We start from the raw sequence: 23,711 nt of genomic DNA on the forward strand, positions 1-23,711 counted from the left end.
TCGCGATCAAGGCGCTTCGATGGCAGATATTCAAACGGCAACGTTCGGCGGTGGTTGTTTCTGGTGTACCGAGGCAGTCTTTCTGGAACTGCGTGGTGTGCAGAGTGTCACCTCTGGTTATGCCGGCGGTCACGTTGCTAATCCGACCTACGAACAAGTCTGCACCAAGACGACCGGGCATGCCGAAGTGATTCAAATCACGTACGATGCCGACGAGGTGAGCTACGAAGACCTGCTCGAGATCTTCTTCCAGACGCACGATCCCACCACCAAGGATCGCCAAGGGAACGATGTCGGACCGCAGTATCGCAGTGCGATCTTCTATCACTCGCCCCAGCAACAAGAAACGGCTGAGGCATTCATTCAGAAGTTGACCGAAGCAGGCACCTTCGCCGATCCGATCGTCACCGAAGTGACCGAGATCAACAACTATTACCCGGCCGAGAACTACCATCAGGATTACCTGGCCAATAACCCAGGCAATCCTTACTGTGCGATGGTCGTCCGTCCGAAGGTCGACAAGTTCCGCAAGCAGTTCGCCGACCGTTTGAAGTAAGGCCGGCGATCTGCCAAACGCCGCTTACTTGCGTTCAAACTTGAACTTGAAGCGGTCGTTCTCGGTGTGGGCTTCGTCGAAGATTCGCTTTACCTGGGCGACCACTTCGGGATGCTTGTCGGCGACGTTGTTCTGCTCTTCGAGATCTTCTTCGATGTTGTAGATCTCGATCGGGGCGTTCGGCTTGTTGGTCATGTTCAGCTGAATCCCCTTCCACTTGCCCAGGCGAACGGCTCGCTTGCCGCCTCGCTCAAAGAACTCCCAGTACAAGTACTCGTGCTGCGGCTGGTCTCCCTTGCCGGTCAGCGTGGGCACCATGCTGATGCCATCGAGACCTGCGGGAACCTCGACGCCGGCCAGTTCGCACAACGTGGGCAACACGTCCCAGTGGGCGCTGATCATGTCGCTCTCGGTGCCGGCTTTCACGTGGCCTGGCCAACGCACCATGAACGGAGCGCGGATGCCGCCATCGGTCAGATCACGCTTGTGACCGCGGAAGGGTCCGTTGCTGTTGAAGAACACCGGATCGTGGCCACCCTCTTGATGCGCGCCGTTGTCGCTCGAGAAGAGAATGATCGTATTGTCGTCCAGCCCCAGTTCCTTCACCAGATGCATCACGCGGCCGACATCGTCATCCATCTTGGTGCACATGCCCGCGAACGCCGCGATTGGGTTCTTAACCGGTGGGCCAGCGTACTTGCCGACCTTGTCTTCAAACTCCGAGAACTTCTCGCGGAAGGGCTTCACGTACTCTTCCGGCACATGCATGGCCGCGTGCGGAATAGTGATCGGCAAGTAGCAGAAGAACGGCTTGTCTTTGTTGTCGCGGATGAACTGCAACGCATGGTCCATGATCAGATCGTGCGAGTAGGTCTTACCGTCGAGTTCAATCTTCTTCTGGTTGTCGTACATCCAGGTCGGGTAATAGGTGTGGGCGTTACGCTGGCAGTTGTAGCCATAGAACACGTCGAAGCCTTGATGATTCGGATCCCCTTCCGAGCCTGGATACCCCAGGCCCCACTTACCGAAAGCCCCGGTCGCGTAACCAGCCGTCTTCAGCAGTTCCGGCAAGGTCACCGTGTCGCCTGGCAAGGGCTCTTGCCCGACCGGCTTCACCTCGGCATTGCCACGCACCGGGGTGTGCCCTGTGTGCAGTCCGGTCATCAGCACGCTTCGCGTCGGAGCACACACGGTACTGCCCGAATAGTGCTGAGTGAACTTCATCCCTTCGGCGGCCAGACGATCGAGGTTAGGGGTCTCGAACTTTTCCTGACCGTAGCACCCCAGGTCGCCGATCCCCAGATCGTCCGCCAGGATGTAGATGATGTTGGGCTTTTTGGTCTCGGCCTGGGAAGTGCTGACGAAGCAGCACCCGAGGATCGCGAGCAACGTGAATGATAGAACTCGGTTCATGATCGGTTTCGTGGAGGAAAGGACTGGTTAGTTGAACGTTCGATCGGTGGCAACTAGACGCCGACGCACTGTCGAACCATTTTCATCGTTTTCTGTTGGCGGTCAGCCACCACGGCTTGTGCCTTGGCGACCCTGGCTTGGGCTTGTTCTGGCTTCTGCACCATCTCGAGCACCGTGGCAGGATAGTTGGCAACCTGCTTCGGCTGATCGATATCGAACAACCAATCGCCCAGGCCGATATCCTTCCACATGAATCCCTTCGAGGTCTGCTCTTCAAAGCGACCGACGATCGCCGGCACGCCGTTGCCAATACACATGATAGGGGAATGCATCTCGAGCCCGAAGAAGCCTGCCGAGCGGATGTACGTGCTCAGGGCCTGGTCGGTCAGCCAGAACTTCTCGCGCCAGACAACCTTCTGCTTGATGTCGTCCGGCAACTTGTCGTAAATATTGTCTTTGCCGACCTGCATCTGGGTCATGTCTTCCGGGCAGAGCAACACCTTGTAGTCGGTTTCGGTCACAATTTTGGCGATCGCTTCTCGCAGCGGGGCATGATCGTGATCTTTCATTGCCTCGTTTCGTTCGTGCCGCTTCTCGTCGAGCGTCCGCCCTTTCTTCACCAGCCAATAAGGCGTGTAGCGAAGTCGCGGGATGCAGCAGACGAACTTGCCTTCCTCCAAACCGCTTTCTTTCAGGTACGCTTCCGCCGCAGCGTCGTCACGCAGATCGCATGCGAACGCGCCATCGGGACCGAACTCCATGACGGGGCTCTTGATGCCATCCTTCTTCCCCTTGGCCAGCGAGACCGTATCGCGGAAGTAGACAAACTTGGCCTGGCTCATCAGGTCGATCGTTTCCGCATCGGAACCACCGTAAGTGATGCCGTAGATGCCAAACGGTTTGCCAGTGGCGGCGACGTACTGACCGACATCGCGGCGAGCCACGAACGACGGGCCAGAGCCATGCAGCAGAAACTCGCTGGCATCGATCGCTTCCTGCAGATCGGCATTGGAAGCCCTTCCACTCTTGCCGATCGAACCTTTCACCACCTTCAAGTTCGGGAACCGCTTTTGTTCCATGTGGTGGACTTCGTCCGAGAAATCGCCGGAAGCCCACAGCGTGACGTCTGCCTCAGGCACATGCTTCTCCAGCAGTGCCATCACGCCCGGTGTGTGGGCGATGTCGCCGATGTTCACGACCTGCCACGAGGACCGAAGGATGATTCGAGGCCGCTTGGCCGGGGCGGCATAAACGTTGGTGGCGATCGCCGCGGCCATCGATGCTTGCAGGAAAGTACGTCGTTTCATGGGGGCAAAACCTGAAGGGGCAAGTGGGTGAGAAAGTGCGTCAAGCAACTACGGCTGCGACTTTTTGTTCAAGGCATCGACATTCGCCGAAGCGTGTAGCTGGGCGATTTCTTCGTCGGTGAGTGCTCGATCAAAGACCGCCAATCCACCGAACTTCCCTTTGGTGGCCTCTCGCAGAAACGAACCGACCGCATAGCGTGCCCCCACGGTAAAGTCGGCCCCGCCATCTGGCTTTGTTTCGGAATGCTTGGCAGGGTCGTAAGCAAAGATACCTCGGCCGTGATAGTAAGGATTCATCCCGCGATCCTTACCTTCGGGACCTTCCTGGGTGAAGTAGCGATCGTCGCGACGATCCTTCTTCGCGTCGAGCTTACGCTCTTCAAAGGTTCCGTTGATGTATGCCTTGATGTACTCGCCATCGTAAGTGAACGCGAGCGTGCACCACTCTTCTTCCGGGACTGGCTGCTTGGTAGCGGCATAGTCAGCACACCACGGGAAGGCGGAGCCATCCGCGCGACGCGTGACGCCACCTTCGCTGCTGATGTGCGGGACCAACTGATTCGGTCCGCCGTAGGTTGGCATGTTCATCAGCATCGCATACTGACGCGTGCCGCTATCGTCGTCGCGTCCCTTTCCTTCGCTCCACATCCCAGCGATCGTTCGGCTTTGGCGAAGATCGATAATCCGCACGACGGCGAACATGCTGACATGAGCTTTCGGACCGCTGATGTTCAGCTTACCGGTCTTCGCGTAGTCGAGCTCCAGATACTGCTTGCCGTTGAGCTGCAGGCTATGCCCGGAGTAAGGTCCTTCGTCAGCACGGGGGATCGGGCCGTTCACTTCCTGGAGCGGATAGGTTCCTTCCGGAGCGATCGACTTCCGCGCTTCGCCTGCCTCTTCGCCGAAGGTCCAGAACGCGACGAGGTTGGGAGTCTTCAAGACGACCGATGGATCGCCGGTCGGTTCGTCCGCCAGCAGCGTTGTAGTCGGAGCAGCGAGCAGCATCACGCCCAGCAGCAGCGCTGGGGTCAGAATGGTTCGGAACATGGGGCAGGTTCTCGGACAGGTTGGTCAGGGGAAGTCGAAATCGACGAGAACGGCCGCCAAATGGGGCGCGGCCGCAGTCCCGATATTAATCGATCTCAATCCACCATGGAACCTTTGCGAGGCGGTCTGCCGGAAGTCCCCTACGGCGAAGCGGCTGGGGCAGCGTCGACGCCGGCCAGCATTTCGTCGAGCGAGAGCTGCATGAAGTCGGCTCCCGTTGCCGTCATCGGCATGTCCATCGGGCAGCACGAATCGGCCGGGCAAGTTCCTTCGCCCAAGCTGCAACTCGCCCCGGTCGAGACCGGCACGGTGCGATTGGTCCGCGGCCCCTTGCCACAGCAGCGATGATTGGTCGACGTGGCGGCAAAGAACGACTGCTGGACGTTCTCTGGCAGATAACGCGAAACCGCAACGGCGGTCTCAGGCGAGACGACCGTGATGATCAAGGCGAGCATTACGAGCCCGGCGATGCCATAAGCAGACTTCATCATCCAATTTGTGGCAGAGCGATGTTGGCAGCCTGTCGAGGCGTTGTCGGCCAAATTGTCAGGCTTTTCCGCAGAGGAACTCGGGAAATCATTCGAACTTTGCATCTTTCACTCCTGTCAAAGCGACGGGAAATACTTTCAATTATGATGTGTAATAACACCATTTTGTGAAGTCCCTCCACGCTACTTCTGTATGCCAGAACACGCAAGTGAGATCTTCCCTAAGGAAACCCTACGGGTAGCCAGCCCCCCCAGGCGAGCCTTCGCATCTGCATTTGCGCCCGGTAGCATTTTTGATAGCCTCGAGCTCAACACGGACCTGGTAATTTCAGGCCCGTTCAACCCCCACGACCCAAAATGCAAAGTCCCATGATTGTCATGCCTCCTTCCGCGCAAGAGCGTCTGGATCGGATTGAACAGGTACTGCAGCCCCAACGCCAGGCGCTGCTGGAACACGATGTCTATCAGAAGATTCGCGACGCAGCCTCGTTGCGGACTTTCATGCAATATCATGTCTTCGCCGTCTGGGACTTCATGTCCCTGCTAAAGGCTCTGCAGCAGAAGCTGACCTGCGTCGCGGTTCCTTGGCTTCCGACCGAGAACAATCTGGGGCGCCGCCTGGTGAACGAGATCGTCCTCGGCGAAGAGAGCGACGAGGATGGCGAAGGGGGTTTCTGCAGTCACTACGAACTGTACCAGGCCTCGATGCGTCAAATGGGAGCCGATGGCTACCTGATCGATCGTTTCATCTCGCGCCTGGGCCAAGGTCGCGACGTGACGGCCGCGTTGTACGAATCGGATCTGCCCCGGTCGATCGTGCAGTTCGTGACCAACACGTTCGATTTGATCGCCAGCGATAACCTGTGTGCGATCGCCTCCGGCTTTACCTACGGTCGCGAAGACCTGCTGCCAGGCGTCTTTCAGAAGATCGTCGAACAGGTCAATTCCGAACTGTCGGGCTCGGCCTCGAAGTTTGTCTTTTATCTGGAACGCCATATCGAGCTCGATGGCGATCATCACGGCCCGATGGCCCATCGTCTGCTTTCGCATCTTTGTGGCGACGACGACGACAAATGGCAAGCCGCTGAAGACGCCGCTCTGCGCAGCCTGGAAGCCCGGCAATTGCTATGGAACGGGATGCTAGAAGCTTTGGCGTATTAATCGCCCAAGGCATCGCCGAGACGGACAAGAAATAAAAAAACCCGGCGTACGTTTGTTAAGCATCAACGTACGTCGGGCTCACACCACGGGGGTTGCTTAACGCTCCGTGTGGTGTCCTTGTCCGAACGCAGATGATTGGAGCAACCATCCAGAAGGGCCCATTCGCCCGGACAATTGAACTATAGGATGGTTTCCGGAGGAGTGCAAACTTTTTCTTGCCAGGTTTTGTTGGGGCCGATTTGCGTACAATGAAGCAATATTGCTTCAATCTCCATAAGTCCCCTGCACTTCGATGTCTCTGTTTGAACAAGCGGAAGCGAAGAACTTCGACAAAGCCAAGCCGCTGGCGGCCCGGATGCGGCCACGCAACCTGGGCGAGTTCGTCGGCCAGAAGCACTTCCTGGCGGAAGGCAAGCTCCTGTGGCGGCTGATCAAATCGAACCGGCTGACCTCGGTGCTGTTCTATGGTCCGCCCGGCTGCGGCAAGACCACGCTGGCCCAACTGTTGGCTTCCGAAACGAAGTCTCGCTTTCGTCAGCTCAACGCGGTGACCTCTGGCGTGAAAGAACTTCGCGAAGTCTTGCAGGAAGCGCAAAGCGAAGTCGCCACCGGCGGCCGCAAGACGTTGCTCTTCGTCGACGAGATCCATCGTTTCAACAAGTCGCAGCAAGATGCCCTGCTGCCCGATGTCGAGAACGGGATCGTGATCCTGGTGGGTGCGACCACCAGCAATCCTTTCTTCGCGGTGAACAGCGCGCTGGTTAGCCGCAGCCAGATCTTTCAATTTGAACCACTCACGCCGGAAGAGATCCACGACGTCCTGAAGAACGCGCTCGGCGATCCTTACCGGGGCCTCGGCAAGTTCGACGTCAAGCTCGACGAGGACGCCGCGCAGTTTCTGGGAGAGGTTTGCGATGGCGACGCCCGCCGGGCCTTGAACGCGCTGGAGATCGGCGTCCTGTCGACCGAAGCGAGTCCGATCCATTTCACGCGGCAACTGGCCGAAGAGTCGATCCAGAAGAAAGCGGTCCAGTACGATCGCGATGGCGACACCCATTACGACACCGCCAGCGCGTTGATCAAAAGCATTCGCGGTAGCGATGTCGACGCGGCCATCTATTGGCTGGCCAAGATGCTGGAAGGTGGCGAAGACATTCGCTTCATCACGCGGCGACTGATTATCTCGGCCAGCGAAGACATCGGCAACGCCGACCCGCACGCGTTGACGATCGCTGTCTCAGCGATGCAAGCCTGTGAGATGATTGGCCTGCCGGAGTGTCAGCTTACCCTTTCGCAAACGGTGGCGTACCTGGCGTGTGCTCCCAAGAGCAATGCCGCGACGCTCGCGATTGGCGAGGCCCGGGCCGACATTCGCGAGGGACGCGTCGAGCCGGTTCCGATGCACCTGCGCGACGCCCACTATGGCGGAGCGAAAGATCTTGGACACGGGGCTGGTTATCAATACGCCCACAACGCCCCCGATGGAATCGCGGCCCAAAGTTATCTGGGAATCGATCGCGAGTATTATCGCCCGGTTCCGCGCGGCTTCGAGGCGACGCTACAGAAACGCGTCGAGGTCTATCGCAAGCGATTGCGGGGGGAAGAGGAAGGCTAAAGCCCTTCCACAAAACGCTCTTTCTCAGGCCTCCCCCAAGATTGCCGGGAATCAGGCTACAGCTAGCAGCCTGGAAAAACCGGCCTTTGTTCAAATTGCACGTTTCGGTAGTATCGCAGAACGCTTGCCGAACCAGGCAAGCTACGGAGTTAGCATGACCATCGCCACAATCATGGCGATGATGCCCAACATGCCTAAAACGACCCATCCGAGCGACTTCCCTGCCCAGGGACTGGTGTCTCGAATGATCGCGTGCAGGCAGATCGGGCAGACGTCGGCGTCCTCGTAGACTTCCGCTCCGCACTCGGGGCACGTGATCGTGTAGTCCTGATCGTCATCTTCAGGCTCGTCATCGATCCAGTCTTCGTCGTCGTACTCGTCGCTGTCGTGCATGCATTTAAGATGGATTAAGAAACGTCAGAGCGCACCAGGGCATCATCACTTATCGGCAAAAGGATTTGCCGCGGATGAGCCGAATTCGTCAGGGAGGACGAAGGTGGAAACGATTAAAACCGCTTGCATGGTCATTGTACTCATGGCCATTGGCTACGGCGTCTATACCGTGTTGAACAAGCCGGAAGAAGTTCCGCCCGAAGTGGCCGACGCTGCCGACAACATGGATCTGACTCTCCCCGACTTCTCGACGTTGCCGATGCCGACCGGCGCTCCTGCGGCTTCGCCTGGCACCTCGGTCGCGATGCCGGCCCCCGCCAGTGACGACAACGCCCCAGGCTTTGCCAGCGGCCGTCTGACCGCTCCTCAGCTGAACAACACCGGCGGCGGTGCTCCGTCGTTCACGCCAACCTTGTCACCCCAGCGTGAAACGGCTCAGCACGACGACCACGATCACGCTTCACATGGCAGTTCCGATGCGGCTCCCAAGTTCGCCGGTGCGTCCGACTTCCCTCCCATGGACAATCCGACCGCGACGAAGCCAGCCGGCACGATGCCCACGCCAGAATCGCACATCCCAGCTACCCCCGATGCTTCGCGCAACCAGTTGGCCTCGGTCTATAGCCATGGCGACATGGGAGCCATGCCCAGCGGGATGGGTGGCAACCCGAACTCGCCTCCTTCCGGACAGTTTCAAGCCGATTGGGACGAAGCCCAGCTATATTTGACGCAAGGCGACCTGGTCGAAGCGATGCGCCGTTTGACACCTTGGCGAAATAGCCTCGAACTGAATCCTTCGCAGAAAGAAAAGCTGAACCTGCTGCTGAGCCAGTTGGCGGGTACCGTCGTCTACTCGACGCAGCACACCCTGGAAGAACCGTACACGGTCGGCAGCAGTGAAACGCTCGAAAGCATTGCCCAGCAGTTCCAGATCCCTTCGATCTTGCTGCAGCGAATCAATGGCATCGACAACCCGAACGCCCTGACGCCTGGCAAGAAGATCAAAGTCATGCGGGGTCCGTTCGCCGCCAAGGTCGATCTGACCCACAACGAACTGATCCTGGAAGTTGATGGCTGCTACGCAGGCCGCTTCCCGATCACCATCGAGAATGGCGCGATCATTCCTGCCGGCGAGCATGAAGTGCTGCGAAAGGAAACCAATCCGCAGTTCTACGACGACTCGACCCAACGAATCCTGACCTCGGACGATCCCGAAAATCCTTACGGCGGCTTTGCCGTGCATCTGGATGGCGGCGTCGTGCTGCATGGCTCTGGCGGTGCTGGCGGTTCGATCAGCATGAGCCAGCGTGATGCCGAAGACATTTACGGTATCTTGTCGGTCGGCTCGAAGGTGACCGTCCGCCGATAATTTGACAACGTCACGCCGGAGCGATAGCCTGCCTTGAGAGGACTTTCTTCCTTGTCCCCCTCAAGACTAAAGGCAACCATTGTCGCAGCCTGACGCATCTTCTGAACCTCGCCCCCAAACTGCGCGGCGAGGCCCTTTCCGCCGTGTGCTGATCACCACACTGATTGTGGTGATCGTCTTGCTGACGGCAGCAGGTCTGACGCTTCGTCACTGGATGGCGGAAGGCAATCTGCATATGCAAGCCGCCCAGCAAATGCGCGAGATGGGTGCCCGTGTGCAGATGAAGCTGATTCAGGATGTCTCGCTCACGTCCAAAGGAGCTTACTCGGAAGGTTCACGAATCGGCCGCGACTATGTCCGCGTCGAAGGGGGACCGACCTGGATGGCTGCCTGGGACATCGAACCGGCCTTCCAGCGAGTCGACTTGGTCTTCTATCATGAACGATCGCTGGAGAAGCTCGAAGCATTTCTTGAGTTGTTCGGCCAGCTTGGCCAGGTCGACATCCTCAGCATCGTCAGCCCTGAAGTCACCAACGATCATGTCGAGCGATTGCTGCAACAGGTCCGTCTCAAGACGTTATTGCTGCAAGGCGAGCAGATCGGTGGCGAGCCGATGCCGTTCCTAAAGAGCAGCCAGTTGGAAGACCTGGCCTTCGCCCATACTTCGCTCCGCGACGAAGGGCTCGATGACTTGCCGGAGTCGCTAACGCAACTCACCCTCACCGGAAATCACCTTACCGAAGGGGGCCTGAAAAAGCTGATCCGGCTGAAGAAATTGAAGCAACTGGAAATCGATCAGGCCGGAATCTCTCGCCAGACACTCAAAGAACTGCAAAAGGAGATGCCTTGGTGCTGGGTGGTTACCTGATCCAACGCACCGCAGTGGCTCAAAGCAACCGATGTCCGAAACCTCTCCCACGAACGATTCTCCTGCGAAGGCAACCTGGCGATTGCCGCTGCGTATTTCGTTGCGGCTGTTGATCGTCGTGTTCACGCTGCTGTGTGGCCTGCTGGCTTGGGGCAGCTATCTGCATCGCGTCGGCCAGCTTCATAGCATGGCGAGCGATAAGCTGGTCGAAATCGGTGGCCGTCGATCGTATTCATATCGTCATGCCAGGATTCACCTGGGCTGGAATTACGAAGGGAACTTTTCCTCGCAATCGATCAGTCCGTCGAACTATAACCGTTTCACATCCCGGGCAACGAACCTGGAGATCTATCAGTTGAAGGAGCGCAGCGATCCCCGCTGGATGACCCAACTCGGCATCGCCCCGATCTTTCAGCGCGTCCGAAGCGTCAAGATTACGACGCCGCTGAAACCAGAAGAATATGATGAAGTGGTGGCAGCCGTGGCACTGCTTGACCAACTCGATTCGCTAGAACTAGACACCTATAGGGAAGGCCCGCGTTTCACCCAGGCCCAGTTGGCCAAGGCACTAGGTACGACGCGCATCGGCCACCTGGTTGCTCCGCGCAGTCACTTGACGGCCGGTCCTTTCCCAGAGCTTCGCCGTACGGGGCTCGTGGAACTTGACCTATCGCATACCTGGTTTTCTGATGCGGCGATCGCCGATCTGCCGATTTCGCTGCAACGTCTAGCCCTTGAACGAACGGCAGTCACCGACGCCGGGCTAGATTCATTCCGCCGGCTAAGAAATTTGCGAAGCCTCGACTTGGAACGAACTCCGACCAGTCAACTAGCTGTCGACCGACTGCGGGCCGAGATGCCCTGGTGCAAAATCTATTGGTCACCGCTCGTCGATCGCTGACGGTCTGTTTTCCACAAAATTGGCGACAACAGGCCTTCACCTTTCTAGAATCAGACCAGAGCCTGCTTTTCTTTCCAGTCGCTTAACCACTCTTTTCTACCGTAAGGCCTGAACCCTCAGGCAACGACCTGGTCCTATTCTTCAAATCTCATCCTATCCCCAGGAGACCAGAAGATGACGATGGCACTCTGTTTCAATTGTGGTGAAATCAAGTTCGGGGCGATCTGCCCCTGCCCCCAGTGCGAAACAGCATCGACCGGTGACATGTCGCTCGACATTGCCTTCAGCGATCATCACCTCGATATCGACACCCTGCGGCAATTCGGCGAAGTGGTTCGTACGATTGCGGAAACCGGAGCGGAGCCGCCACAGCGGTTCTGGGCGTTCATCCATTACGTCTCTCAGAATCATCCACAGATCCTGCGGGTCGAATTGAATCCCGATGCAGAACGCGAGATCGAGTACCTGCTCAGCGGGCTCGATCTGCCGGAGGTGACCGTCGTCGACCGGACGCTGTTGCCGGCGCAGGATGATGAAGCGGACGAGCGGGACTGATACAATTTCGGTGCCCACTCCATCCCTCCGCGAGCACCGGAACATGTCCGATCCCACTCAACTGCTTGGCTTCGCCGCGATTTGCTTCGGTACGATCACCTTCGTGCTGCGGCTGACGACCCCTTCGGTCTTTCGCAAGCTGAAGGCGATGCAGCAGGTCTACGGACCGGTCGGTGGTTACGTGGTCCATACGATGTCGTACTCGATCATTCCGATCGCCATCGGCATCGCGATGATCATTGGCGGATCGGTCATGCGATAAGAGTTCGCAGACGAAAGAGAACGCCCCTCTCCGATTTGATGGAGAGGGGATTTTGTCGGCAATATGTTAGACGTGCTCGACGCATCCTTCGACCAGCCGCACGATCGAATCGGCTTCGTCGGCGATGCTTTGGTCGTGCGTGACCATCACGATGGTCAGCCCCTGCTCTTCGTTCAGCTTGCGAAGAATGTTCAGCACTTCTCGGCCGGTCTGGCGATCGAGATTGCCGGTCGGTTCGTCCGCCAGCAGAACCTTCGGATTGCTGATCAATGCCCGGGCAATCGCCGTGCGCTGCATCTCGCCACCGGAAAGCTCACGCGGCTTGTGATTCAAACGATGCCCCAGACCGACCAGTTCCAGCAATTGCCGGGCTCGGTCTTTGAGCTGTTTGCGGTTGGCCCAATACTTGAACAAACCGTGGGAAATCATTGCCGGCGTCAGGACGTTCTCGAGCATCGTCAGTTCTGGCAGCAAGTGATAGAACTGAAAGATCAGCCCGAACTGGCCATTCCGCAGACGATCGCGTTGGCGGGTCGGCAGGTTGTCGGTCCGTTGATCCTCGAAATAGATCTCGCCCTGATCAGGGACATCCAGCGTTCCGAGCAGATGCAACAGCGTGCTCTTGCCGCTACCGCTCTGACCGATAATCGAGGTGATGCGTCCTTCGTTGGCTACGAAGTCGACCCCTCGCAGCACCGGAATGATGTGCTGACCTTTGCGGTAGCTTTTGTACAGTCCAGTGGTTTTCAGGATGGGACGATCCACTTCAATCGGCGTATCGAAACGATCGGTGTTGATGTGAGGGGCTGGCCGCTTGGCTTGAGGCGTCACGGCAGGAACTGGCGTGGTGGTCAGGTAACTGTCGCTCATCGTGTTACTCATATCGAAGGGCCTCCACCGGGTGAAGTCGCGCGGCACGAATCGCCGGCAGAACACTTGCCATCACGGCGATTAACATCGCCCCAGTTACCACCATGACGATTGCCATCGGTTCCACAATCGTCGGTATTTCCTGGAAGTAATAGATTGTCGGATCGAAGACTTCCTGACCAGTTATGATCTCGATCAAGCGGGCAACGTGGTTAATGTTCCACACAAACAACAGCCCCAGGATACAACCGACGCCAGAGCCAACGATCCCCAGCGAAAGGCCATAACCGACAAAGATGCTCATGATCCCGCCGCCGCTGGCCCCCAGCGATTTGAGGATCCCGATGTCCTTGGTCTTCTCGACGACGATCATGTAGAAGGTCGCCAGAATGCCGAAGCCTGCCACGCCGATGATCAGGAACAACAAGATGTTCAGGATCGTCTTTTCCATTTGCACGGCAGCCAATAGCGGTCCCTGCATGTCTTTCCACGACTGAATCCGGAACGGATAAACTTCGGCCGGAAACTCTGACCGGAGGCGATTGGTGAACTCTTGCAGGTTGGCCCCTGGCTTCAAGCGAATCTGAATAGTCGAGATCGCCGAGCCAAGTTCTGGGTGGGTCATGTAGCGCAGCGACTGCAGTTTGCTAAGCGGTACGAACGCGAAGCCGGCGTCGTATTCGTTCATCTTGCTTTCATAGAAGTCGACCACGGTGAACGTTTCACTGATGGCCTTGGGTGGGCTTTCGGCCGAGGGAAAAGTCAAGCGAACGTCGTCGCCAGGAACCGCCAGGAAGATGTCTTTTACGTTACCATCGGCATCGCGTTGGCGAATGCTGGCGACGGCCATTCCCAGAATGATCCCCGGGGCCTGGTGCTTCATCGGATCGAAGGTGTTGCTCTCTGGCTGCTTGTATCGCTGGGCGAAAGGATCGCCACCGGCGGCCGCCAAAGCATTGACGGCTTGGGTTGCCTTCTTCGCCATGCGATCCGCCAGATCGGCAGGCGGAGGCCCTGGCAACGGTGGGGCGCTCGGGTCGTCGGCAAACTTCGGAGTTACCACGTCGACATCGGCAGCGCCGTTCTCGCCCAGCGGACTTGGCATCGCGGCGAACTCGTTCGGATTCGTGCGCCGGGCTTCCGGCATGCGACCGGTTTGATGCAGCGTTTCAAAACGTCGCATCTCGTCTTCCAGCTCGCGCTGATATTTGATTTTGTCGCGGCGATACTCCCAGCCTGATTCGACCAGCTTCGAGTCGTCGGGGCCGTCGTAGCCGTTCTCTTTCAGGTTGAAGTCAACCTGCTGACGATTGGCCGGGTGCTTCAGATATTTCGAGAAGTCGCTGACCTTGTTGTAGGTTTCGTCGTCGATCCCAATGACGGTGACCTGGCGAGGATACCACTGATCGCGAACTCGCAGGTTCAACATCGCGGGGACGTGGACGGTGACGGTCATGTCTTCGATGTCGTCGCCCGCCACTGCTTTGACGGCATCCATGTGCTTCTGCCATTGGTAGAAGCCATCGAGACTGTGGCTTTCCATGACCACGTCCGACAGAATGCCGTGCAGGCGAATGTGCATCTCGTGCGAGAAGCCAGACATCACGGCGTTCACGACCACCATGGTCGCCACGCCCAGCGTCACACTGATAATCGACGCCAGCGCGATGTAGCGCGTGCGGAGATAACGCAGACAGAGCATCAACTTGTACATTGCCAATCCTTCGGCAAACGCGGCACCGCAGGACTGCCCCCGGGGGAGAGGGTGGCCGTACGAATGGGTCGAGGTGCGTGACTGCCTGCCGGTCGATCCAGCAGGCAGAAGCTTGCAATGGGTGAAAGCGAACGCTTCCAAGTCTGCCGAACCAGGTCAGCAGAGGCACCTCGAACTAGGCTTCATGCCGCAACAGCGGGAACAAAATGATTTCGCGAATCGTCGCGCTGTTAGTTAGTAACATGACAAGCCGGTCGATGCCAATACCAAGTCCGCCAGCTGGCGGCATTCCGTTGCGTAAAGCACGCACGAAATCGTTGTCCATCTTGGCCATCGAGTCCTCTTCCGACATCCCTTCCAACTGCGTGCGGAACAGCTGTTCCTGCAGATCGGGATCGTTCAGCTCGGTATAGGCGTTGGCCAGTTCCATCCCTTGGATGAACAGCTCGAAACGTTCGGCAATTTCCGGCTCGCCCGTCTTTCGCTTGGTCAGCGGGCAGATGCTAGCAGGATAGTCGATCACGAAGATCGGGCCGACCAGCTTGTCTTCGACCGTCTCTTCGAAGATCTCGTTTCGCAGCACGTCGGGATGCTTGCCATCGGTTTCAAGACCCAGCTTCTTGGCACAAGCGATCACTTCCGCTTCGTTGGCCGGATCGATACCGGCATGTTCTGCTAGCAGATCGCGATAGCAGCGACGCTGGAATGGCGGCGTGAAGTCGATTTCTTTGTCGCCGAACGGAACCTTGTAGCCCGAGCCGATCGCATCGAGGGCGTTGACGATGATCTTCTGCGTCAGGTCCATCATCGTCTCGTAGTTACCAAAGGCCTGGTAACATTCGAGCATGGTGAACTCTGGATTGTGACGTGGGCTGATTCCTTCGTTGCGATAAACGCGTCCCAGCTCGAAGACCCGTTCCATGCCACCAACCAGCAGACGCTTCAGGTGCAGCTCGAGGGCGATACGCATCACCAGCGGCATGCCGAGCGCGTTGTGGAAGGTTTCAAATGGGCGAGCGGCAGCACCACCAGCGATGGTGTGCAGCGTCGGGCCTTCGATCTCGAAGTAGCCTTCTTCAACCAGCGTATCGCGAACCGAACGCACGATCTGCGTCCGCTGAACGAAACGTTCCAGTACGCCGTCGCCATAGGCCAGGTCGAGGTACCGCATCCGCTGACGCAGTTCGGGATCGGTCAGACCCTTGTGCTTTTCCGGCGGAGCTTCCAGCGTCTTGGTCAGGAAGTGCAGCTCTTCGACGAAGATCGTCAGTTCGCCGGTCTTGGTCTTCTTCAGTTCGCCATCGACACCGATGATGTCCCCCAGATCGAGACACTGAGCGATCTCCCAGTTGCGTTCGCCGACTTGCGCCTGGCCGAGGAACAACTGGATGGTGCCGGTACGATCGACCAGGTTGATGAAGATCAGCTTGCCGGTCGGACGCATCAGCACGATACGACCTGCGACGCGAACCTTGGGACCGCTGTAGGTAGTTTGCTCGCGACCATTTTCGTTGCTGGTCGTCTCGGTGATTTCCCCTTCCAGGGCACGCACCTCGGAGACGGGCTGCTGATTGTCGAAGCGCTGACCCCACGGATCGATGCCCATCGCGACCAGCTTGTCCATCTTCTGACGACGGGCCGCTTCGATGGCATGCACGGCGGCGTTCTCGTCTTCGATCCACGGACGATCATCTGCCGACAGCATCTTGGTCAGGTTATCGGCCAGCACATCGGCAAAGGTATCGTTCTCGCCAAAGAGGCAAAGCTTGTTCGGCTTCAAACCTTCTGGCAATCGAAGCAGATCGTGGACTTCGCCAGCGACTTCTTCGCGCTGATCGCCGCCATCGTTACGCTGCGATAGAACGAACCAGATCGCCTGGTGGAACTTGTTGTTCTGAGCACTTTCCAGCACCAGATCGAGCTGCTTCTGAGCTTTCTCTTCGGTGTAAGGATTGAGCGATGTCTCGTCGTCGGTGCACAAACCGATGGTCAAAGCGAGCGTGTCCTTCGACTTCACCAACAGCTCTTCGGCTGGAATGGCGCCAGGGTGTCCCTTGTCGTCGGTATCGAAGCAATGATCGATGATCTCGAAGGTGACGCCAAACTCAGGCTTGGCGGTCTTCTTGTTGAACTCTTTGAAGAACTTGCGGACGTCGCGACACTGGCTGACGGTGTCATTCGACCAGAGTAGAAAGACTTGGTACTTGGACGGTCGATTGGTTGGCTTGGCGGACATGGCCCCTTCCAAAGTTCGTGTCGCTGAAGTCGCGTAACGACGCTTGGGGCCGATTTGCCTGCCCACAGCGGGCATAAATAGCGTAACCCCAGTTACCGCAAGATTTTACTGGGGTTACCACGTGGGTCAATCGGTAGTTGCAGCCGGCGAGGGGCTACTTGGTGATCGCAGCACCTGGCTGTGGCTTGTACTGATAGGCTTGCAGCACGCCCATGTGCAGGCAAAGGTGCTCGCAAACCAGAGCTCGCTTCGAGGCGTCGTGACGGACGATCTCGAGGACTGGTGGCGAGGTGTGCTCCATAAAACCAACGTTCAACAGCTTCTCGTCCCGGTCCGCGTTCCACGAAGAAGTAACGTGGTAGTTCTCGTCGGTCACCACAACACGGCAAGTGTTCTTGTCGTCGCTCGAGGCCGACTCGAAGACGAACAGACGGTGGACCATGCCCCCTTCGTCTTCAAACTTGTTTTCCGAGACCAGCTTGTCGCGGTGCAGCAGATTGAGCGTCGGGAACGACTCAATCGCCAGGAATGTCATGTAGTTGGCTTTGCGGTACAGAGACTCGCCAAAGGCGACTCCCAGAACCCCAACCATAATGATCACGGTCAAACTCGACTTCAAAAACTGAGCAGTAGACATGTTGCCCATCTGCGTTCTCCTCTGGTTCCGGTAGGTAGGTTTTTTTGAAGGTGGGAGTGGGTTCGAGCCAGGGTTGTTCAGGCCGTTGGCTCTGCCTCGTCTCGATGGAAATCAAATCTTCTCTAAACAGTGATTCGCATCGGTCTGTGACTGATATTCCACCATTACGCAATTTTGTGCAATGGTTTTTCGAAGAACACTTTTTAGCCATCTTGCTTACGCAAAAATGGGCTCCTTCAAGCGCCTAGTGGGGCCCCGTCGACGCCTTATCAGTCCGATGCACTCGAAAAATTAATTGGCAGGATTTTTCCCTTGAGGCCTTTGGGGGGTTACGGCCTTCCGCAGCATGACAGGTGGGCAATTCATGCTGGCAAGAGAGTAAAAAAGGCGACTCGGGCCGGCAGGGGCAAACGTCGGGGGAAACGGGCCAACCAGAGTCGCCATAGGATCTCACTAACCTACAGACCATTCTCAGGGCCAAGGTCAGTTACTTAGCTATCTACATTTTCGCTTGCCCGAGAGCCGATGCGATGTGGCAAGCCGAGAATGCGGCAAGCGCAGCGAGCAAACTTGCTGCTCCCAACAGCCATGCTGCCGCATGAGATTATGGCGGCAGTGCCAGAAGTGTCTGCGTAGACAGGGGTTACGATACCGACAACCCTCTTGAGAAGTACATCGAACCCCAAGCACAATTGGAATACGTCTTCCCGAAGCGATCGAAGCCTCGGACCGAGACACTTATCGCAAGATGGGGATCGCCACAGGGATGTTGTAGTAATCCCCTTCATATGCCTTCATGCAGGCCAGCACCGTGAACACGATCTGCAGCACGAAGGTCGCCAGGAAGGTAAGAATCCCGATGTAAACACAAAACAGCACGCCTGACCCGATGTAGAAGATCGAAAGCGTGATCTGGAAGTTGATTGCCTGCTTGCCGTGGAAATCGATGAACGACGACTTCTCCTTCATCAACAGCCACAGCACAACCGGTCCCACAATCCACGTAAAGAAGCCAAGGATGTGGCACAACAATGCGATGTTGCGATCGTCCTGGCTTGGCTCTTCCATGCTGCTGGTGAAATCGCCATGGGGAGGCTCTTGAGAAAATGAAGATTGCGTCGACATGTTAATTTCCTATCGGCAAATGAGGGTCTCGATTCCGGCACACTCTATCACGTTGCGAGAGCCGTTTCATCTATTGGCGAGTGCGTTTTCCGATATCGCACCACCATCGAACGAATCATCAGCACCACGCCTCCGACGAATCCGCCGGCATAGCTCGCCCCATGGATCCACAAGTCAGCTAGAAACGCGACATGCTTCTCCGGCGGAACGCGCTCGGCCATTGCTCCCAACAACGTGACCGATCCGTTGGATGCTAACACGTAACCAACAACACCGGCCACGGCTGCCAGTCCGCCGGTCACGGCCATCAGCACGAGCATCGGTTTGATCAAGTCGCGAACCGAGAGCTTCACCAACGAACCGACGCGACAAATGAACGCCAACGGAATCCCCAGCATCACGCCAACCCACCAGGTCGCCAGTACGCCCCACACCAAACCCAACACGGTCGGATTCGTGGTGCCTCCGAGCACCGGGATATGTCCGATGGTGAAGTACTCGACACAGATCCGCGCGGTGACCTGATCGTGGAGAATGCCATAGGTCACGCAAGCCACGACCGACAGCAGAATGATCCCTAACGCTTGCATCGTGCAAACTTTCTTAAGCCAACAAAAAAGGCCGACGCTCGAAGACGCAGCTAACAAGCTGTTCGTCGAACGTCGGCCAATATCGGAAATCGCCGAACGAGTTTCTACTCCATTCGGTCGAATTCTTAACTATTCCGCCGGGGCGAACTCGTAAATCGCCCCATATTCCCCGAAGATTGCGCTCATCAGCACTTCACCATCTTCCGTTTCACCAAAGCAAACCACTGGCGGGTTGGATGGTTCTTCGATTCGATAGTTCTTGCCAACCTTCTTGGTGTCGTAGTCGTATTCCAGAGCCCACACCTTGCCGGTCACGTAATCGGCATAGAGGAACTTGCCCTGCAGCTGCGGCACCTTCTTGCCACGATAAACGTAGCCGCTGGTGATCGACTTACCGACGTTGTGGTGATACTCGAAGATCGGATCGATGTACTTGGCACCCGACTTGGCGAACTCTTCCGAGAAAGGATGCAGACCTTCGCGAACGTTCCAGCCGTAGTTACCACCCTTGGTGATGATGTCGATTTCTTCCCACAGGTTCTGACCGACGTCACCAACCCAGCAGGCACCTGTTTCGCGATCGAAGGTCAGTCGCCAGACGTTCCGCAAGCCGTAAGCGTAGATCTCTGGCTTGGCGCCTTCGGTGTTGACGAAAGGATTGTCGGCAGGGATGCCGTAGTTCTGACCGTTCTCTTTCTTGTCGACGTCGATACGCAGGATCGAACCCAACCAGGTCGAGAGGTTCTGACCGTTGCCAAATGGATCGTTGGCCTTGCCACCGTCACCCAGTCCCACGTACAAGTAACCATCGGGACCGAACTCGATGCTACCGCCGTTGTGATTCCAGAAAGGCTGTTCGATCGTCAGCAAGACTTCTTCGGAGTTCGGATCACCCTTGGTCGGATCGTCCTTCATGGTCTTGAATCGCGAGACGTGCGAGACGAGACCTTTCTTGATCGTGTAATACAGGAAGAACTCGCCGTTCTCTTTGAAGTTCGGATGGAAGGCGAGGCCCAGGAAGCCTTCTTCGTTCTGGCGTGGGTTGAAGCGAACCGAGTCTTCGATATCGAGGAACACTTCTGGTTCTTCCACTTCGGGATCGTTCGGCACGGCCAGGATCACGCCTTGCTGTTCGGCGAAGAAGATCCGATTCGAGCCATCGCCAGCATGGGTGATGGTGACCGGGCGACGGATACGTAGATTGGTGAAGGTCTTCTTCAGCTTGACCGGCAACACAGGATCGTTCGGGATCGGTGGCCCTTCTTCTGGCTTCTGAGCCGCAACCGGCAGAACCAGTAAGGCGATCATCGGGAGGGCGAACAACATACGAAGCAGGCGATTCATAGGGGAGATGCTCTCTCTGGGGAGGTAATCGAAATACGGGTTGGCTGCCGCAAAGTTTTCCTATTCTAGCTTGGCGGCAGGGGCGGTTCCATGCTCCGATTCGTCGGAAGCCAGATCGCGGGCGAGTCGTACGGCGTGGATCATGCTCGACACCTTGGCCTTACCCTGCCAGGCAATATCGAAGGCGGTACCGTGATCGACCGAGGTCCGCACCAGCGACAGGCCGAGGGTCGTATTCACCGCCACGTCGAACGCCAAGGCTTTCAAAGGGATATGTCCCTGGTCGTGGTACATGCAAACTACGCAGTCGTACAGCGGACGACGTTCCGCCAGAAACGCGGTGTCGGGGGGGACTGGGCCATCGATCGAAACGCCACGCTGACGAGCCGCCGCAATGGCAGGCTCGATGATGCGTTCTTCTTCGCGATTGCCAAACAAACCATGTTCCCCCGCATGCGGATTTAGCCCGCAAACCAAGAGGCGTGGCTCGCGCTGGCGAATCTTCCGCATGGCGGCCACGGTCAGATCGATGACTTCGCCGATCCGTTCGATCGTCAACAGCTCGGGCACATCGCGATAGCCGACGTGGGTGGTCACAAAGCTGCAAGTCAGTTCCTGGCTGGTCAGCATCATGCAGCCCGGCTGATTGCCGCAGCGTTCGATGAAGATCTCGGTATGGCCAGGATAAAAATGCTTCGCAGCGTGCAGGGCTTCTTTGTTGATTGGCCCGGTCGTGATGCCATCCGCCTTGCCGGCCAAAGCAAAATCGATCGCCATCATGATGTACTGGTAACAGGCCTCGCCCCCTTCGGCGGTGACCTTGCCCGGCTCGAAGCGGGCCGCATCGATCATCCCGAAATCGACCACCGTCGCCTGATCGATCGCCTGAAGATCGAGATCATCCTGGAACGGAACGACATGGATCGCCGGTGGCAGCTGACACGTTTCGGCCACACGCTGCAGGATCGCCGCGTCGCCAAAGACCACCGGCACGCAACCGGCATAGTGGGTAGGATCGGACAGCAATCGCAGACAGACCTCGGGCCCGACCCCGCCGGGGTCTCCCATGGTTACGATGATTCGCGGAAGCGACACGCCTTCAACTCTCTTCTTGGGTGGCGATTGAAATGGATCCGTTCTATTGTAACTTCCAGCGACCTTCCGCCGAGGTGGGCGAACCTCGGCCCCAGTTCGCCGTGTCCGACAGGCCTCGCTACCGTCTCTCTCGTAAGGTTACCACTGCCATGACTCACTTGCTGTACCAGGTCGACTCGTTCACCCAGGTTCCCTTCTCCGGCAATCCGGCCGCGGTCTGTTGGCTCGATCAGCCCGAAGACGACCATTGGATGCAGCAAGTCGCAGCGGAAATGAATCTTTCAGAGACCGCATTCGTCTATCCTGAACAAGACTCGCTACGGCTACGCTGGTTCACGCCAGCAGTCGAAGTCGAGCTGTGCGGTCACGCAACGTTAGCAACAGCTCACATGCTATGGCAAACCAAACGTATGCCTGACGGCAAGCCGATTGAGTTTGAAAGCCTCAGCGGAACGCTCACCGCCACGCCGGTCGGTCAGGCGATCGAGCTCGACTTCCCCATCGCCCCGGCACACGAAACAGTCCCGGTGGATGGATTGCTGGAAAGCCTCGGGCTGGGTGAGGTTCTGTTTTGCGGGAAGAATCAATACGACTGGCTGATTGAAATTGCCTCGCCACAAGCAATTCGCCAGCTCCAACCAAACTTCTCGTTGCTGCGGCCCTTAGATGCTCGCGGGGTGATGGTGACCGCCCAGAGTTACGACACGAAATACGATTTCATCTCCCGCTTCTTCGCGCCGGCGGCTGGAATCGATGAAGACCCGGTGACCGGATCGGCTCACTGCGTGCTCGGAGCGTATTGGAGCCAGAAGCTAGGCAAGTCGAAGCTCGCGGCCTATCAAGCATCGGCGCGTGGCGGCGAGTTGGAAGTCGAGATTCGAAACGACCGTGCCCTCCTGAGAGGGCACGCGGTTACGGTGGCTAAGTTGGAATTGCTGGTCTAGTCTGGCTTGTTCACCAGACCGACCTTCGCCAGCAGCGTGTGCAGGCTATGATCGATGACCGAAGGCTGGGCATCGAGACACGAGAATCTGCCTTGGTTCTGCGTGAGAATTGGATAACCAATCACCCCTGCGAGTAGCAAGATCCCTGCCCCTTCCAGGACAACCGCACGCAGCAGACTCACTCCCTGACCAGTGAGAGTCTTGCGTTTGCTGCGACCGGTGTGCCGTTTCTTCGTTGCCATGATTCCTCCGTGTGCTATCGATTCGGTGTTGCCAGGGCCGAAGTTGCTCTCCGTCTTGAACCTCGCCTGGGAACGAACTTTGTTACGGCCCGACCCGGAGCTCAGTTCGCGATTTCTTCGTAATTTGTCGGGGTAGACTGATAGCACAACCCCTGTCGATTGAACCGTGGCAGATAGGGGGTAATTGATGTTATTCTGAAGCGTCGCCGAAAACTCCTCTTCTGACAGCCCTGGCATGCCACTCCCTGAATCGCCTTCCGAACCGAAACGCCCAGAGCGCGAGCCTTGGCGTATCGAGCTTTTGATTGTCTTCCTGGCAATCCTGATGCCGGCCACCGTGATCGTGGCGGGAGGGTTGATCTTGAATTGGGCCGTTCGCCCAACGGTGCCGGTGGTGCATGACGAGCAGAACCCGCTGGTTCGCAAGTTTCGGCATGTCGGCTTCGAGATCGGGCGCGATCACGAGGACAACATCCAGGTCATCACCACGCCGAATCCTTTGCTGGTGACCGATCGCGACCTGGCCTTGGTGACGGGGCTGCCGGAACTGCGGGTGCTTGACTTGCGGGGAACTCAGATCACCGACGCGGCGCTGGAACACCTGAAAGACCTGCCGCAGATTCAAGAGCTTTACGTTGGAGGCTCGGTGGTGACCGATACCGAGCCGACATTGTTTCACGCGCGGTTCACCGACCACGCGGTCGATCCGCTGGTGAAGCTGACGACGCTGAAGGTATTGAGCCTGGCCAAGACCGACATCGGCGACCCGGCGGTCGCCCAGTTGCCGGCCCTGCCCCAGCTGGAAGTTCTGTTTCTGCTGGGGACCAAGGTCACCGACGACTGCGTCGAATCGCTGGCCCAGATGAAGTCGCTGAGAGAGCTTTACCTGCAAGAGACCGCCGTGACGCCGGCCGCCCTCGAGAAACTTCGGGCCGAACTCCCAGATACGAAGATCTTGCCGCTGGACGAATCGATGTAG

The 23,711-nt window shown here is 57.5% G+C and carries 24 protein-coding genes; 10 read left to right on the forward strand and 14 right to left on the reverse strand.

Annotated elements, in window-relative coordinates; all coding sequences use genetic code 11:
• Window positions 1-19 precede the first annotated feature (19 nt).
• Entirely contained in the window at window positions 20-556 is a 537-nt protein-coding gene (gene msrA, locus ABD890_RS10620; RefSeq protein WP_345088603.1) for a peptide-methionine (S)-S-oxide reductase MsrA, read from the forward strand.
• A gap of 24 nt (window positions 557-580) precedes the next feature.
• Here the strand turns inward: msrA and ABD890_RS10625 are convergent, their stop codons facing one another.
• From ABD890_RS10625 to ABD890_RS10640, 4 genes are all read right to left on the reverse strand, one after another.
• On the reverse strand, window positions 581-1,969 hold the full coding sequence (locus ABD890_RS10625) for an arylsulfatase (protein ID WP_345088605.1): 1,389 nt from the start codon (window positions 1,967-1,969) through the stop codon (window positions 581-583).
• A 53-nt stretch (window positions 1,970-2,022) separates the two neighbouring features.
• Window positions 2,023-3,276 carry a polysaccharide pyruvyl transferase family protein gene (locus tag ABD890_RS10630; RefSeq protein WP_345088607.1) on the reverse strand — a complete coding sequence of 418 codons (1,254 nt, stop codon included), beginning with the start codon at window positions 3,274-3,276 and terminating at the stop codon, window positions 2,023-2,025.
• A gap of 48 nt (window positions 3,277-3,324) precedes the next feature.
• Window positions 3,325-4,323: a hypothetical protein gene (locus ABD890_RS10635; protein ID WP_345088609.1), complete on the reverse strand. Its 999-nt coding sequence runs from the start codon at window positions 4,321-4,323 to the stop codon at window positions 3,325-3,327.
• Between the two features lie 140 nt (window positions 4,324-4,463).
• Window positions 4,464-4,916: a hypothetical protein gene (locus ABD890_RS10640; protein ID WP_345088611.1), complete on the reverse strand. Its 453-nt coding sequence runs from the start codon at window positions 4,914-4,916 to the stop codon at window positions 4,464-4,466.
• Window positions 4,917-5,168: 252 nt separating this feature from the next.
• On the opposite strand from ABD890_RS10640, the gene ABD890_RS10645 reads away from it, so the two are divergent.
• Window positions 5,169-5,972: a DUF3050 domain-containing protein gene (locus tag ABD890_RS10645; RefSeq protein ID WP_345088612.1), complete on the forward strand. Its 804-nt coding sequence runs from the start codon at window positions 5,169-5,171 to the stop codon at window positions 5,970-5,972.
• Between the two features lie 292 nt (window positions 5,973-6,264).
• On the forward strand, window positions 6,265-7,587 hold the full coding sequence (locus ABD890_RS10650) for a replication-associated recombination protein A (RefSeq protein WP_345088614.1): 1,323 nt from the start codon (window positions 6,265-6,267) through the stop codon (window positions 7,585-7,587).
• A 141-nt stretch (window positions 7,588-7,728) separates the two neighbouring features.
• On the opposite strand, the gene ABD890_RS10655 is transcribed toward ABD890_RS10650, so the two are convergent.
• A complete protein-coding gene (locus ABD890_RS10655; protein ID WP_345088616.1) occupies window positions 7,729-7,980 on the reverse strand; it encodes a hypothetical protein in 252 nt (83 codons plus the stop codon).
• Between the two features lie 103 nt (window positions 7,981-8,083).
• On the opposite strand from ABD890_RS10655, the gene ABD890_RS10660 reads away from it, so the two are divergent.
• The 5 genes from ABD890_RS10660 to ABD890_RS10680 all read left to right on the forward strand — a co-directional run bounded on the left by ABD890_RS10660 (window position 8,084) and on the right by ABD890_RS10680 (window position 11,935).
• A complete protein-coding gene (locus ABD890_RS10660; protein WP_345088618.1) occupies window positions 8,084-9,349 on the forward strand; it encodes a LysM peptidoglycan-binding domain-containing protein in 1,266 nt (421 codons plus the stop codon).
• Between the two features lie 145 nt (window positions 9,350-9,494).
• Window positions 9,495-10,217 carry a leucine-rich repeat domain-containing protein gene (locus ABD890_RS10665; protein WP_345088620.1) on the forward strand — a complete coding sequence of 241 codons (723 nt, stop codon included), beginning with the start codon at window positions 9,495-9,497 and terminating at the stop codon, window positions 10,215-10,217.
• Between the two features lie 31 nt (window positions 10,218-10,248).
• Window positions 10,249-11,118, forward strand: coding sequence for a hypothetical protein (locus tag ABD890_RS10670; protein WP_345088622.1), 870 nt, complete (start codon window positions 10,249-10,251; stop codon window positions 11,116-11,118).
• A 174-nt stretch (window positions 11,119-11,292) separates the two neighbouring features.
• Window positions 11,293-11,673 carry a hypothetical protein gene (locus tag ABD890_RS10675; protein ID WP_345088624.1) on the forward strand — a complete coding sequence of 127 codons (381 nt, stop codon included), beginning with the start codon at window positions 11,293-11,295 and terminating at the stop codon, window positions 11,671-11,673.
• A gap of 43 nt (window positions 11,674-11,716) precedes the next feature.
• Window positions 11,717-11,935, forward strand: a complete 219-nt coding sequence (locus tag ABD890_RS10680; RefSeq protein ID WP_345088626.1) for a hypothetical protein — start codon at window positions 11,717-11,719, stop codon at window positions 11,933-11,935.
• Between the two features lie 66 nt (window positions 11,936-12,001).
• On the opposite strand, the gene ABD890_RS10685 is transcribed toward ABD890_RS10680, so the two are convergent.
• The 8 genes from ABD890_RS10685 to pdxA all read right to left on the reverse strand — a co-directional run bounded on the left by ABD890_RS10685 (window position 12,002) and on the right by pdxA (window position 21,546).
• Window positions 12,002-12,817, reverse strand: coding sequence for an ABC transporter ATP-binding protein (locus ABD890_RS10685; RefSeq protein ID WP_345088628.1), 816 nt, complete (start codon window positions 12,815-12,817; stop codon window positions 12,002-12,004).
• A complete protein-coding gene (locus ABD890_RS10690; RefSeq protein ID WP_345088630.1) occupies window positions 12,810-14,519 on the reverse strand; it encodes an ABC transporter permease in 1,710 nt (569 codons plus the stop codon). The genes ABD890_RS10685 and ABD890_RS10690 overlap by 8 nt, the downstream gene beginning before the upstream one ends.
• A gap of 175 nt (window positions 14,520-14,694) precedes the next feature.
• Window positions 14,695-16,224: a lysine--tRNA ligase gene (lysS, locus tag ABD890_RS10695; protein WP_345090885.1), complete on the reverse strand. Its 1,530-nt coding sequence runs from the start codon at window positions 16,222-16,224 to the stop codon at window positions 14,695-14,697.
• A 685-nt stretch (window positions 16,225-16,909) separates the two neighbouring features.
• A complete protein-coding gene (locus tag ABD890_RS10700; protein WP_345088632.1) occupies window positions 16,910-17,401 on the reverse strand; it encodes a hypothetical protein in 492 nt (163 codons plus the stop codon).
• A gap of 729 nt (window positions 17,402-18,130) precedes the next feature.
• The gene (locus ABD890_RS10705) at window positions 18,131-18,517 is read right to left on the reverse strand and encodes a DUF4870 domain-containing protein (RefSeq protein ID WP_345088634.1); all 387 of its coding nucleotides are present in this window, start codon (window positions 18,515-18,517) and stop codon (window positions 18,131-18,133) included.
• Window positions 18,518-18,564: 47 nt separating this feature from the next.
• Window positions 18,565-19,107: a hypothetical protein gene (locus ABD890_RS10710; protein WP_345088636.1), complete on the reverse strand. Its 543-nt coding sequence runs from the start codon at window positions 19,105-19,107 to the stop codon at window positions 18,565-18,567.
• A gap of 129 nt (window positions 19,108-19,236) precedes the next feature.
• Window positions 19,237-20,451 (reverse strand): PQQ-dependent sugar dehydrogenase, encoded by a 1,215-nt coding sequence (locus ABD890_RS10715; protein WP_345088638.1) that lies wholly within the window; start codon window positions 20,449-20,451, stop codon window positions 19,237-19,239.
• A gap of 60 nt (window positions 20,452-20,511) precedes the next feature.
• The gene (gene pdxA, locus ABD890_RS10720) at window positions 20,512-21,546 is read right to left on the reverse strand and encodes a 4-hydroxythreonine-4-phosphate dehydrogenase PdxA (RefSeq protein WP_345088640.1); all 1,035 of its coding nucleotides are present in this window, start codon (window positions 21,544-21,546) and stop codon (window positions 20,512-20,514) included.
• Between the two features lie 149 nt (window positions 21,547-21,695).
• Between pdxA and ABD890_RS10725 the strand changes: the two genes are divergently transcribed.
• On the forward strand, window positions 21,696-22,490 hold the full coding sequence (locus tag ABD890_RS10725; protein ID WP_345088642.1) for a PhzF family phenazine biosynthesis protein: 795 nt from the start codon (window positions 21,696-21,698) through the stop codon (window positions 22,488-22,490).
• Here ABD890_RS10725 and ABD890_RS10730 read toward each other — a convergent pair.
• Complete coding sequence (locus tag ABD890_RS10730; RefSeq protein WP_345088644.1) at window positions 22,487-22,732, reverse strand: hypothetical protein; 246 nt, start codon at window positions 22,730-22,732, stop codon at window positions 22,487-22,489. The two genes, ABD890_RS10725 and ABD890_RS10730, sit on opposite strands and share 4 nt — an antisense overlap.
• A gap of 235 nt (window positions 22,733-22,967) precedes the next feature.
• On the opposite strand from ABD890_RS10730, the gene ABD890_RS10735 reads away from it, so the two are divergent.
• The gene (locus ABD890_RS10735; RefSeq protein ID WP_345088645.1) at window positions 22,968-23,711 is read left to right on the forward strand and encodes a leucine-rich repeat domain-containing protein; all 744 of its coding nucleotides are present in this window, start codon (window positions 22,968-22,970) and stop codon (window positions 23,709-23,711) included.

Source organism: Bremerella cremea, assembly GCF_039541315.1.
Classification (GTDB): Bacteria; Planctomycetota; Planctomycetia; order Pirellulales; family Pirellulaceae; genus Bremerella; species Bremerella cremea.

Excerpts from the sequence above, each read along its gene's own strand:
- msrA (WP_345088603.1), top strand. The coding sequence starts at position 20 with ATGGCAGATATTCAAACGGCAACGTTCGGCGGTGGTTGTTTCTGGTGT.
- ABD890_RS10625 (WP_345088605.1), bottom strand. The coding sequence starts at position 1,969 with ATGAACCGAGTTCTATCATTCACGTTGCTCGCGATCCTCGGGTGCTGC.
- ABD890_RS10630 (WP_345088607.1), bottom strand. The coding sequence starts at position 3,276 with ATGAAACGACGTACTTTCCTGCAAGCATCGATGGCCGCGGCGATCGCC.
- ABD890_RS10635 (WP_345088609.1), bottom strand. The coding sequence starts at position 4,323 with ATGTTCCGAACCATTCTGACCCCAGCGCTGCTGCTGGGCGTGATGCTG.
- ABD890_RS10640 (WP_345088611.1), bottom strand. The coding sequence starts at position 4,916 with ATGCAAAGTTCGAATGATTTCCCGAGTTCCTCTGCGGAAAAGCCTGAC.
- ABD890_RS10645 (WP_345088612.1), top strand. The coding sequence starts at position 5,169 with ATGCAAAGTCCCATGATTGTCATGCCTCCTTCCGCGCAAGAGCGTCTG.
- ABD890_RS10650 (WP_345088614.1), top strand. The coding sequence starts at position 6,265 with ATGTCTCTGTTTGAACAAGCGGAAGCGAAGAACTTCGACAAAGCCAAG.
- ABD890_RS10655 (WP_345088616.1), bottom strand. The coding sequence starts at position 7,980 with ATGCACGACAGCGACGAGTACGACGACGAAGACTGGATCGATGACGAG.
- ABD890_RS10670 (WP_345088622.1), top strand. The coding sequence starts at position 10,249 with ATGTCCGAAACCTCTCCCACGAACGATTCTCCTGCGAAGGCAACCTGG.
- ABD890_RS10675 (WP_345088624.1), top strand. The coding sequence starts at position 11,293 with ATGACGATGGCACTCTGTTTCAATTGTGGTGAAATCAAGTTCGGGGCG.
- ABD890_RS10680 (WP_345088626.1), top strand. The coding sequence starts at position 11,717 with ATGTCCGATCCCACTCAACTGCTTGGCTTCGCCGCGATTTGCTTCGGT.
- ABD890_RS10685 (WP_345088628.1), bottom strand. The coding sequence starts at position 12,817 with ATGAGTAACACGATGAGCGACAGTTACCTGACCACCACGCCAGTTCCT.
- ABD890_RS10690 (WP_345088630.1), bottom strand. The coding sequence starts at position 14,519 with ATGTACAAGTTGATGCTCTGTCTGCGTTATCTCCGCACGCGCTACATC.
- lysS (WP_345090885.1), bottom strand. The coding sequence starts at position 16,224 with ATGCTGTCGGCAGATGATCGTCCGTGGATCGAAGACGAGAACGCCGCC.
- ABD890_RS10700 (WP_345088632.1), bottom strand. The coding sequence starts at position 17,401 with ATGGGCAACATGTCTACTGCTCAGTTTTTGAAGTCGAGTTTGACCGTG.
- ABD890_RS10705 (WP_345088634.1), bottom strand. The coding sequence starts at position 18,517 with ATGTCGACGCAATCTTCATTTTCTCAAGAGCCTCCCCATGGCGATTTC.
- ABD890_RS10710 (WP_345088636.1), bottom strand. The coding sequence starts at position 19,107 with ATGCAAGCGTTAGGGATCATTCTGCTGTCGGTCGTGGCTTGCGTGACC.
- ABD890_RS10715 (WP_345088638.1), bottom strand. The coding sequence starts at position 20,451 with ATGAATCGCCTGCTTCGTATGTTGTTCGCCCTCCCGATGATCGCCTTA.
- ABD890_RS10725 (WP_345088642.1), top strand. The coding sequence starts at position 21,696 with ATGACTCACTTGCTGTACCAGGTCGACTCGTTCACCCAGGTTCCCTTC.
- ABD890_RS10730 (WP_345088644.1), bottom strand. The coding sequence starts at position 22,732 with ATGGCAACGAAGAAACGGCACACCGGTCGCAGCAAACGCAAGACTCTC.
- ABD890_RS10735 (WP_345088645.1), top strand. The coding sequence starts at position 22,968 with ATGCCACTCCCTGAATCGCCTTCCGAACCGAAACGCCCAGAGCGCGAG.